12 protein-coding genes are annotated in these 13,748 nt (G+C 45.0%); 3 read left to right on the plus strand and 9 right to left on the minus strand.

The features are described from left to right. Positions 1–30 precede the first annotated feature (30 nt). From otnI to dld, 3 genes are all read right to left on the minus strand, one after another. Positions 31–825: a 2-oxo-tetronate isomerase gene (otnI, locus tag HC752_RS18045; RefSeq protein ID WP_190336563.1), complete on the minus strand. Its 795-nt coding sequence runs from the start codon at positions 823–825 to the stop codon at positions 31–33. Between the two features lie 159 nt (positions 826–984). Continuing rightward, positions 985–2,520: an alanine/glycine:cation symporter family protein gene (locus HC752_RS18050; RefSeq protein ID WP_190336564.1), complete on the minus strand. Its 1,536-nt coding sequence runs from the start codon at positions 2,518–2,520 to the stop codon at positions 985–987. Positions 2,521–2,987: 467 nt separating this feature from the next. Then, positions 2,988–4,694, minus strand: coding sequence for a D-lactate dehydrogenase (dld, locus tag HC752_RS18055; protein ID WP_190336565.1), 1,707 nt, complete (start codon positions 4,692–4,694; stop codon positions 2,988–2,990). A gap of 485 nt (positions 4,695–5,179) precedes the next feature. Here dld and hflK point away from each other — a divergent pair, with 485 nt between their 5' ends. Both hflK and hflC read left to right on the plus strand, forming a co-directional pair. Then, positions 5,180–6,244 carry an FtsH protease activity modulator HflK gene (hflK, locus tag HC752_RS18060; RefSeq protein WP_190336566.1) on the plus strand — a complete coding sequence of 355 codons (1,065 nt, stop codon included), beginning with the start codon at positions 5,180–5,182 and terminating at the stop codon, positions 6,242–6,244. Continuing rightward, entirely contained in the window at positions 6,241–7,245 is a 1,005-nt protein-coding gene (hflC, locus tag HC752_RS18065; RefSeq protein WP_190336567.1) for a protease modulator HflC, read from the plus strand. The genes hflK and hflC overlap by 4 nt, the downstream gene beginning before the upstream one ends. Before the next feature lie 197 nt (positions 7,246–7,442). Here hflC and gspS2 read toward each other — a convergent pair whose 3' ends face one another. The 4 genes from gspS2 to HC752_RS18085 all read right to left on the minus strand — a co-directional run bounded on the left by gspS2 (position 7,443) and on the right by HC752_RS18085 (position 10,897). Further along, positions 7,443–7,820 (minus strand): type II secretion system pilot lipoprotein GspS-beta, encoded by a 378-nt coding sequence (gspS2, locus tag HC752_RS18070; protein WP_238930554.1) that lies wholly within the window; start codon positions 7,818–7,820, stop codon positions 7,443–7,445. Then, positions 7,765–8,910 (minus strand): alanine racemase, encoded by a 1,146-nt coding sequence (locus HC752_RS18075; protein ID WP_190336568.1) that lies wholly within the window; start codon positions 8,908–8,910, stop codon positions 7,765–7,767. The genes gspS2 and HC752_RS18075 overlap by 56 nt, the downstream gene beginning before the upstream one ends. Next, positions 8,907–10,163 (minus strand): DUF1611 domain-containing protein, encoded by a 1,257-nt coding sequence (locus HC752_RS18080; protein ID WP_190336569.1) that lies wholly within the window; start codon positions 10,161–10,163, stop codon positions 8,907–8,909. Before HC752_RS18080 ends, HC752_RS18075 begins: the two co-directional genes overlap by 4 nt. Positions 10,164–10,441: 278 nt before the next feature. After that, positions 10,442–10,897 carry an Lrp/AsnC family transcriptional regulator gene (locus HC752_RS18085; protein ID WP_190336570.1) on the minus strand — a complete coding sequence of 152 codons (456 nt, stop codon included), beginning with the start codon at positions 10,895–10,897 and terminating at the stop codon, positions 10,442–10,444. A gap of 149 nt (positions 10,898–11,046) precedes the next feature. Between HC752_RS18085 and HC752_RS18090 the strand changes: the two genes are divergently transcribed. Beyond that, positions 11,047–11,976, plus strand: a complete 930-nt coding sequence (locus HC752_RS18090) for a DMT family transporter (protein WP_190336571.1) — start codon at positions 11,047–11,049, stop codon at positions 11,974–11,976. A gap of 93 nt (positions 11,977–12,069) precedes the next feature. Here HC752_RS18090 and HC752_RS18095 read toward each other — a convergent pair whose 3' ends face one another. Together HC752_RS18095 and HC752_RS18100 are read right to left on the minus strand one after the other, a co-directional pair. After that, complete coding sequence (locus tag HC752_RS18095) at positions 12,070–12,813, minus strand: copper homeostasis protein CutC (protein ID WP_190336572.1); 744 nt, start codon at positions 12,811–12,813, stop codon at positions 12,070–12,072. Positions 12,814–12,873: 60 nt separating this feature from the next. Continuing rightward, positions 12,874–13,590: a sugar isomerase domain-containing protein gene (locus HC752_RS18100; RefSeq protein WP_190336573.1), complete on the minus strand. Its 717-nt coding sequence runs from the start codon at positions 13,588–13,590 to the stop codon at positions 12,874–12,876. Between the last annotated feature and the right edge of the window lie 158 nt (positions 13,591–13,748).

A 13,748-nucleotide genomic window follows, 5' to 3' on the forward strand; every position in this document is an offset into this window, starting at 1 on the left:
CCTTTTAAATCAGTATCCGCTTTAGAGTCATTAGCTGGATACTGAGTTTCGTGTGTAACGCTTCAACCAATCCAACCCATCGTAGGTATTGGTTTTGGGGTGATATTCACAGCCGATCCAGCCGTGGTAGCCAACCTCGTTTAATACATCGAGCAGGTAAGGCAAATTAAGCTCGCCTAAGTTGGGCTCGCTGCGGTCGGGGACAGAGGCAATTTGGACATGCCCGATATGGGGAGCACATTTGCGAAGTAGGGTGGTGATGTCGCCATCCATGATTTGAGCGTGGTAGAGATCAAATTGCAGCTTCACGTTTTGGCGGTCGATTTGGTTGATCAGTTCAACGGCTTCTTTTTGATGCGATATGAGGTAACCAGGGATATCGCGGCTATTCAAAGGTTCTATCATAATGTCGATACCGTATGGTGCGAAGGCGTCGGCCGCGTATCGTAGATTCTTGATAAAAGTGGCGATATGTTGTTGGCGAGAAAAACACGATTCTACAATGCCCGCCATAACGTGAACTTTCTTACACCCAAGTTCCAGAGCGTATTTTAGCGCGAGGCTAACACTTTTCCGAAACTCCCTTTCACGGTCTGGCAGTGCAGCTAACCCTCGTTCTCCGTGCGACCAATCGCCGGGCGGCAGGTTAAACAGCGCCAGCTCAAGGTGGTGCTTTTCCAGTTTTTTTGCAATGTCTTGTGGTGGGTGGGCATACGGGAATAGGCACTCAACGGCATGAAATCCTGCCACACGAGCCTTTACAAACCGATCGAGAAAGGGTTCTTCCGTAAAGAGTAGGGTTAAATTTGCAGCAAATTTAGGCATCCTTCTTTTTTCTATCAAACCTTTATCTCCTATCAATCCTTGAATGGGAATACTGTGGCACGTTTTATCCTAACAGGGATCGAGATGAGATGGATACACAGAGAAACGAAAAACAGCAGACCGAAGCCTGCTGTTTTGAATGGACTCACCTAATTCGACTTAATATTGACTAGTGTTTTCTTGAACTTTGTACACTGTACCTGCTTGGAAGCGCTCTAGATAATCGACTAGATCGCGTTTCACTTCAGGAACCAGAATATAGAGACCCACAATGTTGACCAGTGCCATTGCAAAGATCATGGCATCAGAGAAGTCGATAACAGGACCTAGGTTCATGGCTGCACCAATCACAACAAAGAGGCAGAAGATAAACTTAAAGATAAGTTCTGCTGCTTTGCTTTCGCCAAATAGGTACGTCCACGCTTTCAAGCCATAGTAAGACCAAGAGATCATGGTAGAGAATGCGAACAAAACAACCGCAATAGCAAGAATGTACGGGAACCAACCAATGGCGCTACCAAAGGCAGCAGAAGTCAGCTCAACGCCCGCTAAACCAGTATCTGTATCTAGGTAACCCGTAATAATGATAACCAACGCCGTCATTGTACAAATCACTACAGTATCGATGAACGGTTCTAGGAGCGATACAAACCCTTCAGACATGGGCTCTTTCGTTTTTACTGCTGAGTGAGCAATCGCGGCAGAACCTACGCCTGCTTCGTTCGAGAACGCTGCACGTTTAAAGCCCTGAATCATCACCCCAATCACACCACCTGTTACCCCTTCACCAGTAAAGGCACCGTTGAAGATGGCACCGAACGCATCGTCGATACGGTCGAAGTTAAGTAGGATGATGATAAGCGCAGCACCCACGTAGATAGCCGCCATGAACGGAACCACTTTCTCGGTCACTTTTGCGATGGACTTGATACCACCGATGATCACGATACCGACGATGACCGCCAGAATAAGACCAAACAACCAGCCTTTATCTGCGAGGAACGAAGCGTCGCCCCCTGTTACGCCAACCACTTGTTTGAATGCTTGATTCGCTTGGAACATGTTACCGCCACCAAGCGCGCCACCAATGGCAAAGATAGAGAACAACACAGCCAGTGTGCGACCAAGCGCCGCATTACCGCGTTTTGTTAAACCTTTGCTGAGGTAGTACATAGGGCCACCAGAAACAGACCCATCAGGGTTGGTATTTCTGTATTTCACACCCAAGGCACATTCAACAAACTTACTCGACATACCGAGTAAACCCGCGAGAATCATCCAGAATGTGGCACCCGCACCACCAATTGTGACCGCGACAGCAACACCCGCGATGTTACCCAAGCCAACCGTACCGGAGAGTGCGGTTGTTAGTGCCTGAAAGTGAGAGACCTCACCTTCTTCTTTGGCTTTAGGATCGGAGAATTTACCCGAAACTAACTCCAACGCGTGTTTAAACCCGCGAATATTGATGAAGCCAAGGTAGACGGTGAAAAAGATTGCAGCAATCACTAACCAAAGAACAATCCACGGCACTTGTACGTCAGTAAAAGGGAAAGGGATGCTTGAAAAGATCATTCCTACAAAAGGGTTGACGATCGGTGCGACGATTTCATTGATTGTGTCATCAAGGCTTGCGGCGGCAGCATTGCACGCTGTGGTACTTGCCAACAAGGCAAGCGGAATTCGTTTGTCCATAAGTTTCCTTCCTGTCAAAAAGACTTATTGAGATTTAGAGTTTTTATATGTTGTGTTTATGTTGTGTTTTTATCGGTGTAGTCAGGAGAGTATTATTCATCCCCGTAACATGTTAGCAACATGCCTATCGGAAAGTATGAGCTGCCAGACACTTCTGCTATTTACTGGATGGAGTTATTTAAAAACGTTTTTTTGCTGTATTTTTGTGTTTTTGCAGGAATTTAGGTGGAATGCCTTGGGGTATATGGTGGATTATTTGCTAATTTCGCGGCGTTTAAAATCTACATGATTTTTTGGATTGTTGCAGTTAGCACTTCATTTCTATTTTTCCACGATTGAATTTAACATGTAAGTCTTTTATTTATAGATAGTTTTATCAATATGGATTGTTTAAAAATAAATCAGCCAGACTCTAATTTCTGGCTGATTTGCCTGTTGGTTTTTGTTGCATATCTGGGCTGAGTGTATCACCCACAACAGCTGCAATTCCGTTTGTACTTACTCATTTTACCAATACCTGGGTTGAACGTATTGGTGGGATCTAATGCGTGGTAAAAGGCTTGGAGTTGTTGTTCAGCTTCATACAAATGACCAACATTGTGTTCGGCAGGGTATTTTGCGCCTTTGCGGGTCAGAAGCGCTAACATTTGGGCTTTGATCTTCTTGGTGTCGGCCCCTTTTTTGAAGACATAATCCTGGTGAAATACATGACACATAAAGTGACCATAGTAGAGCGCCATCACCATATCTTTGGTGATGTCTTCCGGTAGTTGTTCCACCCAATCTATGTCGTTGCGGCGCAATGCGATGTCCAACGCTAAGATGTCTTCTACCTCTTGAGAATGGATGGTTTCATAGCGAATGGCGGCACCTGCCGCTGCAAATCGGTGAAGTAATGCTTTTTTGCCTTCATCAGCCGTACATTCAAAGTAATCACAGCCGTCTTGTTTAGACCAAACGCTACCCAAATACTCTTTAGCTTCTTCAATACCGCCATCACTCATTTTAAGAATCAGGTGATGTTCATATTTGTCCCTAAACTGACGCATGCGTTTGGGCAGGTGTTGCGGAAACAATTTGGTTGCCCAATACATTAAAATATCGGGTAAGTCTTTTGAGACAAAAGGAATGCGTTTTAATGTCGCTTCGACTTTCGCTTTCAAAGCAAAAAATTTGGGCAGCTTATCCGTTCCCAAGTGATGGATAGAAAGGAACACATCTTTGCCGTAGGTTTCGGATAGGTTGAAGATATCACGGTGCATGTATTCCCCCATTTCCGGTAGGTGCTTAAAATTGCTCAGCATCTCTCGACGCAGCACAGTAAGCTTGGCAGGGTCATTACAGCCTATATAAAAAATCTGTTCTTTTTCAGGGACAGGGTAGCTGTCTACCCGCACGGCAAAGACCGCCAATTTGCCTGCACAACCGCTGGCTTCGAATAGCCTGCGGGAATCCGCATTAAAGCGAGAAGGGGTGTCTGCATCCACATCTCTTACGCGCTCGTCGTATTCTCTGTCTGATGCCATCGCATCATGATGGGTTATCTTGCTTGGGTCAAAGTTGCCTTGTTCAACATTTGTGAGGATGTCTTCTGGCGTATCGCCAAGCCCCTCTATCCCTAGGTGATTGACCAGTATGAGTTCCCCGTCTTTGGTTACTTGCCCAAACAACGAAAGCTCTGTGTAAGCAGGGCCTCGCTTAACCAATGCGCCCCCAGAATTATTCGCAATGCCGCCGACCACTGTTGCGCCAATAGAGGAGGAGCCAATCACAGAGTGGGGTGCTCGGTTAACCGTTTTCAATGTTTTCTCAAGTTGATGCAAGCTAACGCCGGGTAAACTCACGACTTGTTTGCCATTATCGATTAAGTGCAAAGTGTTCATGCGCATAATATTGATGATCACAACGTCACGATCGTAGTCTTCGCCGCTAGGGGCCGAACCTTCAGTAAGACCAGTTTTTGCGGCCTGCATGATGACGATGCAATTCGCTGCTACGGCCGCTTTTAATAAGCGCCATTGCTCTACCAGCGTACCCGGAAACAGCACCGCAAGGGCTTTGCCTTTACCAGAACGAAAACCAGAGCGGTAATACTCGGTTTTCTTTTCCTGCGTTAAAACGTGTTCATGCCCGACAATGTCGATGAAGGTGTTGATTAGCTCTTGGGTACTCATGGCGTCCTTGTGATCGATTTGTTAATCATTGTGATGTATTCATCTTAAATTCGAATGTCAGTGTGAACCAGAAGCGAACTTCGCATAATTTCCAAAAGTGCAATTTAAAGATCTCATGCAAAGCATGGATTTGTTGTAAATCAACAGGTTAACAAAGGTTGATTATTGCATTATTGGAATAAATAACATTGTATTTTTCCAAAAGTGACATAAAGCCGAGTGGTGGTCAGTTAGATTTTATGTGAATGGAAAGTGATGTAGAGCATGGTTTTGATTGGGGGGGAGAGCCGTTGGCTAAGTGTGTTATCTGCTGAAGCGATGAAAACGCATAGAGACTGAACTCAATTTAACCACGAAAGGTCCTTACATCCCTAAGGAACCTTCAAAAGGATAATTAAAAGTGGTTGTGCCCTTGTTAATGATGACTTCCCCCCAATGTATGAAATAGGTGAAAAATTGTTCACCTATAACTGGAGGGCATTCTCATGCTCCAAAGTAACCAGTCTTCAGAAAACCCCAACCCTTGGGGAGGAGGAAAACAAGCCCCTCCTAATTTGGATGAATTCTTCTCTTCTGTGATTCATTTTTTTAAAAAAAACCGACCAGGAGGAAAGCCTTCAAGCTTTTTTGCTCCTCTTATTATCTTCTTCTTAGCGCCTGTTTTATGGACAGCTTTTTATACCGTGCCGAGTGACTCTGTTGCGGTGATACAGCGGTTTGGTAAATATGTACACAGTGTTCCAGCCGGGCTTCATCTTAAGATGCCACTGGGAATTGATACAGTGAAAATCGTGCCTGTAAAACGGCAGCTTAAACAAGAGTTTGGGTTTACAACGCCAGGTGCAAATGACCCGAATCAAAGTCCACGAGCCAATTTCGGGCGACAAGAAACGCAAATGGTGACTGGCGATTTAAATGCAGCCCTCGTCGAGTGGGTGGTGCAATATCGAATCTCAGAGCCCATTAGTTTTCTGTTTGAAGTGCGGGAGCCTAGTGAAACACTCCGGTATGTTGCAGAGTCTGTCATGCGTGAAGTGGTGGGCGATCGGACAGTGGATGAGGTGATCACGATTGGTCGGCAAGAAATTGAGTCAGAAGCCCTTACTAAAATGCAAGCGTTAACGGCCAAATATACTTTAGGGATCAGTATTGATCAGGTGCAGTTAAAAAACATCAACCCGCCGAAGCCTGTTCAAAGTTCGTTTAATGAAGTCAATCAGGCTCAGCAGGAAAAAGAAAAGCTCATTAATGAAGCACGTCGGGACTACAACAAAGTCATCCCTTTGGCGTTAGGAGAAAAAGATCAACGGATCAGAGAGGCTGATGGCTATCGCTTAAAGCGGATTAATGAAGCGGAAGGCGATACGGCTCGGTTCAAGGCATTATTGTCCGAATACACTAAAGCGCCGGAGGTAACGAAGAGGCGAATCTATCTTGAAACAATGCAGGCTGTATTACCTAACATTCGTTCCAAAATTATCATCGATGAGCAAGCAAATAATATTCTACCTTTGCTCAACCTCAATGGAACACAAGGAGAAGCCCAATGAAACCGATCAAAGTAGGAGTCGCATTTGCGTTACTCTTAGGGGGTTCTCTTAGCCTGTACAACGCACTCTACACCGTGAGCGAGGTACAGCAGGTCATTATTACTCAATTTGGAAAACCCGTTGGAGAGCCCGTTGTTGATGCAGGTTTGAATATAAAAATACCGTATGTTCAAGAGATTAATTTGATCGATAAACGAGTATTGGAATGGGATGGTAACCCGTCCGACATGCCCACAAAAGACAAGCTGTATATTTCTGTTGATTTGTTTGCTCGTTGGCGAATTGTCGACCCACTCCAGTATTTTTTACGCCTGAAAGATGAGCGCAGCGCACAATCTCGACTTGACGATATTTTGGGGAGTGAGACGCGTAATGCTGTGGCGAAGCACAAACTGATTGAAATTATTCGTACCAATAAAAATCGAGATCCACTAAGAGACACTTTATTAAGTGATGAGGAAGCAGAATTAAAGATTGGCGCGCTTGTCCCTATTCAAAAAGGGCGCCAATTTGTTGAGCAAGAAATCTTTTCAGCCGCGTCAGAAAAAATAAAAATTTTTGGCATTGAGTTGCTCGATATTCGATTCAAACGCATTAACTACAATGAAAGTGTTCGTCCTAAAATTTACGAGCGGATGATCAGTGAACGTCGCCAAATCGCAGAGCGTTTTCTATCGGAAGGGAACGGTGAAGCGGCTAGAATTCGAGGTGATCGAGTCAGAGATTTAAATAAAATCCAATCTGAAGCATATCGTGAAGTAGAGGAGATTCGCGGTGAGGCTGATGCAAAAGCAGCCGAAATTTATGCTCTGGCGTACAACCAAACCCCTGAATCTGTATACCTTTATGAGTTTACACGCACGATGCAATCTTATTTGACCATCATTCAAGAAAATACAACGCTTGTTTTGTCTACTGACAGTGATTTGTTTCAGTTTCTTAATGGTATCGAAGGAAGGCAAAATCGTGTGACTGGACAACAAAAAATAGACGATAAGTAAAGACACCAACTCGGGTCTGCTGAACTGGGACCTGCTGAACGTTCAGAGTTTGTTCGTGTCGTCGCTCTGTATCAGTAAATGATAGATGTCGTATTGAGCCCGAAGTCTAGCTAAGCCAGATCGCGGGCTCTTACAGTTACAGTCCGTTATTTACCGTCATTTATTGCCTAGTGTTATGCCCAGTGCTAATCCCAGTGTTAATTGAGGCATTTTTCTTCAGATATGGTATGGATTTGCGTTTCCGTCTTTGTCGGGTCAAATGTACTGATTCGATAAGACACCCCGCGGTTCATTAGATCTCTTGTTTCAAGGCTATTGCAGAAGTGTATAGCAACACGTTTGATTAATTTATCCATATCCAGAATACCTTCCTTATTAAAATAGAGAGTAACGAATTGACCGTCTGATTGCGCTTTAACCAATGTTAATGGTCCAATCTTTCGTGGTAACTGGCTTGATATCATCGTTGCCCGATAGTCTGATAATGCAATCGCGGACATCTGGTTTGATAAGCAGCCACTAAGCAAAACGCTGAAGGACAGTACGAATGTATTTCGTTTTTGGTTCAGGGTCATTATCCCCTCTTTGATTTCGAAAAGAGTTAGGTTGGTAGAAAACTTTGTGAATTGAACGAGAAGACATCGACGACAAGAGCGCACTGTAATCAACGTTAAATTGCACTTTGTCTCCCACAGCGAGAGAATTTCCTGACGTTTCAACAATCAAGTGGTCGCTGCTGGATGAAATAATTCTTATATTATTGGGTGCATGCAGCCCAGCGACACAGACGTCTTGACGGCCTAAGGCGAGAATGGCTTGCGACACCGACCCCCTATCTTGAATGCTTTCTTTTTCGCCAAACGCGTTTGAACCACGATTTCCCCATGGTAAAGAAGGCTTGATCTTGGATTCGATCACTTCGGCGGTCAATGTTATTGCGTCTGTATGCAACCCTGGGATTTTTTCTTGCTCCGTAGGTAAGCAGCCTAGGAAAATGGCTTCCCCAATACGAAGGTTATTAATTCGAGATTGGCCGACATGCTCCAAAACCCATTTGATTGAAGCGGAATTTCCACCTGAAATAATCTCAAGACAGATCCCAAACTTGTCTTCAATTTCATTGGCCAGATCCGAGAGAAGAGCCATTTTTTCATCATCGGGTGTGATGCCGTAACGGCACGCTAGGTTGGTTCCTATTCCCTTTATGATGATATTGGGCATGGAAATAATCTTTTGGATAAAACCAATGAGGCGATTGGGTATTACGCCTTCTCTCAGATCCCCAAGCTCGACCATAATGATCACGCCGTGTTTTATGTGTAACTGTGTTGCAGCACGAGAAAGCTTTTGAATCACCTCTACTTCACTATTCAGGCTGATATCACAATACTTAACAACACGAGCGGCTTGGCTAAGCATTGGAGTACGTATCAACATTGTTGGTACCGCAATGCCGGATTGCGTCATTCTTTGTATGTTAGCGATTCTAGAGTCCGCAAGCATCGTTGCTCCAGCATCAATCATCACTTGGGCAATGATAGGGTGCCCTAAACACACTTTCGTGACGGGGGTGACAGAAACCTTTCTTAAAGCAAGCTGTTCAATAAGAAACTGAGCATTGTGACGAATTTTATTACAGTCGATGTCTAGCCTAGGATAATTCACTCCTTTTCGACTATTTTGTTTGTGAGCAGGGGATAGGCTGACAGCACTATTTGCAACAGTTGTTCTTGGGGTTGCAGCAACGGCGCAGTGACAGGCAAGCCAAATTCAGAGGAATAGACACTCATGGCAGTAAGAACCTCATCTAAAGACATTCCTTCGTGATTCAGTGTTAATCCTATCACCGAGGTATGTGAAAAGGTCTCAATAAGATGGATTTCAGACGCAATCGAAGGCATTGGCATGTTAGTAAAATCAACACGATACAGACGTTTAGGGGCATGTTGTAAAATAACGCCTGTTGGACAAGAGCCCCGCAATATAAAGGAGCTAGTAGAAAAGGCAGGATGACTCAACGCGCCTTGCCCTTCAATTATGATGATATCGGGCTTTTCGACTTCGTATGCTTTCACAATAACGGCTTCTAATTCGCCAGCACAAAATTGAGAAGGGACAGCATCTAGTGCAACGCAGTAAGGAGCACCTTGCATAATACCGGTTTGACCCGTTGCAATCATGACAACGTTAAGCCCTTTTTTTCTCAACCCATTGGTGAGTATTGTGGCGGTTGTTCGTTTTCCTGACGCACAATCGGTGCCCATCACCGCAATTCTTGGGCACTTAACATTGTGTATGTCGCCACTGAATGTTCGCAGTTCTTCTTTATTTTTGGGCTTCCGAATATCTAGGATATGGACGTTGTGCTTTATACTGGCTTCAAGAAAAATAGGGTCATCACAGAGAAATTCATGCAAGCCATTAACGATGCTCATGTTGAGTGACATTGCTTTTAGAATCATTGCCTTTTCTGAATCAGAGAGTAAACCACTTGATGGGGCGATTCCGAAAATAAAATAGTCGGGAGTGGTTTTCGCGTGAATCAAGGCATCTTCAATGGTGGCGACAATCGGAATGGCGTTTGCTTCCCCATCCAGCACCACACCAGAGTCAAGCCCCGCATTTTCACTATCTAAAACCGATAAGATACGGTAGTTGTTGGAGTGTCTTACCAGCCCGTTAGCCGTTTTGCCATCTACCTTTCCGAAGTTCCCTTCACAATAAATTATTGCGGTAGGTAAAACGGAATGGACGTTATGACAAAGTGGATCCCCTGTTTCGAGGGCATCAGTTTTTGGAGGCGCTGTTTCAGAAGACGCCGTTTCGAGAGGTATCGAAGCACGTTGTACTTCTGTTTCATTGAAGAGAGAACGGGTTAAGTGAAAAATGTTGCTTAATTTCTTAGTTGAAATAGACATAATAAGAGCCTAGTGGATTAGGCTTAGGGGGCCGCTAAGAGATGCCGAAATGTGAGTTCGGAAAAGAAAAGAAGTCCCTACTAAGCGGTAGGGAGAGTCAACAGACTAACATGCTTTGCTTGGTGACGTTAGGTATTTGTCAGTCATCACAACTCTGGATAACAAAACACCGTTCTAGCCGTTGGGTCTGACAAGCTTTGCACGCAGGCCAATGCCTTTCATATGATTAAGCTTTATGAACTCCGATCTTATCTTTACGCATTAAACAAAAATACGCATTAAACAAAAATGGGGAGAGGGCTTTTGTTGATCACTTGCCGGACTGAAAGGTGGGTATGAATGTCCTTGACGCTGGTGATTCGATGCAGCTTTTTTGTGAATGCCTCATAGCCTGCCAAATTGGGGCTAACGACTTCTAGAAGGTAGTCGTAACCCCCCGATACAATATGGGCATTCACCACTTCTTCCATATTTGCCAATGCTTGCTCAAACTTTTCTATGGAATCAGCTTGGTGGTTGTTTAAGCTGACTTCGACAAAAAAACTCATCGCTATGCCTACTTTCTCGCGACTTAAGTTGGCTTGGTAATCTTCTATATAGCCTTCATCTTCTAGTCTTTTTAGTCGCCTAGCGCATGGGGATGGGGAAAGCCCAACCCGTTCAGATAAATCCGCAGTAGATAAGCGACCTTCTTTTTGAAGGACTGAAAGTATGTGGCGATCGATTCTATCCATGGTTCCTCTGCCGTTTTTTGTTATAAATTGGCTGTATTTTGACGAATTCCACTAACAATAGCATGAAAAGGTATTGTAATCGCCGAATAAATGCGAGCGATTTGATGAATAATGCTTCTGTTCCTTATATGTGCTCAGGATTATTGTTTATGGAAAAAACGGTTTACGCTCAATCTAGCGAAGTTAACCTATTCCCAGTCTCGCCAATGGCGAAGGGGTACGTGGTGATTACGTTCGTCTTGATGATTTGGACGGGCTTTGCACTTTCCATTCGATCGATAGGTGCGTCTCCCTTGGCGACGGCCGATGTTGCGTTGCTGCGATTTTTGGTTCCTGTGATTCTTTTGCTTCCTTTTACCCACCGTTATCTCCATGAAATTCGAGGTGCCAAAGCGCTAGATGTGTTGTTGATTCTGCTTGGTGGCGTTCCGTTCTTCTTTGTTGCGTCACATGGGGCGAGTTTGGTTCCGGCTGCTTATGTCGGAACCGTACTGGCTGGCACGCCACCATTTTTTGTGGCGGTTTTAGGTTGGCTTTTCTATCAACATACCTCTTTGTCGGGTCGCGTGAGTGCCAAACGTATTGCAGCTCTAATGATGATTGTGATGGGCGTTGTCACGATGATTGTTGGGCAACTTGATAGGGTGTCTGGTGAGTTTTTGCAAGGCGTGGCGGTTTTACTGAGTGCAAGCCTGATATGGGCGATATACACCATCCGTTTGAAACGGTCTGGGCTAAGCCCCATCGCAGTGACCATTATGCTCTCGTGGTGCTCGCTGGCGATAACGTTAGCCCTGATACTGAGTGGCTCAGTCACAAGCCATTTAGGGGCATTTGCGTTTCAAGACGCGTTGCCATTTATTTTAATACAAGGCTTTTGTGTTGGGCTTTTGTCCACGGTTGGCTATAGCTACGCGGTTAGGCAATTGGGCTCGGCACAGTCATCCACCATTGGTTCGTTATCACCTGGGCTGACCGCACTTGTGGCGGTGCCAGTATTCGGTGAGTCGCTGACCATTGCGATTGTTGGTGGCATTTGCCTGACGGTAGCAGGGGTTATTTTGTCTAACCGTGTTTAAGGTGGCTTAACCGAACCCCAGTGATTATCTTGCGTAAATGCCACGGGTGTTGGTGCAAGCGGACATTATTCGCTAACCGCTTATCCCATCGGGCTATTTAAAAATGCGCACCAGTTCAGCAATGGCTTGTCGGTCGGTCACTGGTATTTGGTAATCATCAATATCTGACGATCCCATTTTGCTTTGCGGTGCGGTGTACGACATTTTCGTTGGGCGCGTTGTTTTGCCAGACAAATGCAGCGCACGCACTTTGGTTTTCGTCACCAGCTCTTTGGCGTTGCTGGCGTTCACACCTGCTCCGGCCATAATGGAGATACGGGTTCCAGCCTGCTGAACAAGGGCCGCTAACGTATTTATGCCGAATGGTGCGGTGGTGGCATGACCAGAAGTTAAAACGCGTTCACAGCCAAGAGCAATAATGTCTTCTAACCCCTTTTTTGCGTTATTGCACTGATCGAAAGCACGATGAAAAGTGACGCCAAGCTTTAACTTTCGAGCGTAATCACACAGCTTTCTTGCGTGCTGCATATGAATGTGTCCCGTACACGTTAATACGCCAAGCACCACCCCATTTAACTTTGCTTGCTTGGCGCATTTGATGTCAAACATCATGCTTTCGATTTCTTCATCATTATAAAAAAAGTCCCCCTGACGAGGGCGAATCATCGCGTAGACAGGAATGGTCGATATTTTACGGACTTGCTGCATTAAGCCGTAGCTTGGGGTTAATCCACCTAATGCTAACGCGGAGCAAAGTTCAATTCGGGTTGCACCACCCGCAATGGCGCTATAAAGAGACTCAATATTTTCGATGGACGCTTCTATTTCTATACCCATTTAAATGTTCCTCGGTTTATTGCTCTATTGGCTTGCTCAGTTGGGTTGTTATTTAATGAATCACATGGACTTTAATCGAGAACCAAAGTGCTGATACACATTGTCATTATCGAAACCATCCACATTCTGACTAGAGAATATGAGTGGGGTAACCCCTTGTTCTAGTGCTGCTTTTTGTGCTTCAACGACAAGCGTGTTCATAATCAGCATGCCTGCGATGCTAGAAAATGCCCCTGTCACTTTTCCATTAATGGTGCACAGCCCATCACCTGGAGGCACTTGGTTATCAATCACGACATCCGCGATGTCCATCAACTTCAGACCAGAGTCATGGCGGCTGTCGTAGTGAGAGGACTGCTCTACCGAGGTGATGGCGATGACAACATGGCCTTTGGATTTCGCGATTTGCGCAAATTCTACTGGCAAAGCATTTCGCCCTGAATTGGAAATAATCATAACGACATCGTTTGGGGAGATGGTGTGATCGTTCCAAATCACTTCAGCCAGCCCCGGCAACTTTTCCATAGCGGAGCCTCTGCGCGCGCCATCGTTTGTTAGCAATACCGAGTCTAAAACCGCGTTAATGTTGCCAAGCCCACCTGCTCGAATGAAGCCCTCTAAACCAATCATGTGTGAATGACCCGTCCCCAAGATTTGTATCATGTTGTCGTTCACAATGGCTTGAGCGAACAAGTCCGTCGCTTGAGATAACGCCTCTTGGTTCGATTCGATAACAGAAGTCAATTTTGGTAGTAAGCAATGAACGTATTCAGACATAATGTCATGCCTCCTTAGCTTTACTGGCTTTACTACCGTATCACCTCAAAACAGCATTATTGATACTATTCTAACCATTACTGATACTTATCTTGATCAATGTCTATTGTGTGTGTTATCACTGCAAAATGCATGAAAGCGTATGAGGTGGGTAGGGA

Origin of the sequence: Vibrio sp. S9_S30, assembly GCF_014694455.1 — a bacterium.
In the GTDB taxonomy this organism is placed as follows: domain Bacteria; phylum Pseudomonadota; class Gammaproteobacteria; order Enterobacterales; family Vibrionaceae; genus Vibrio.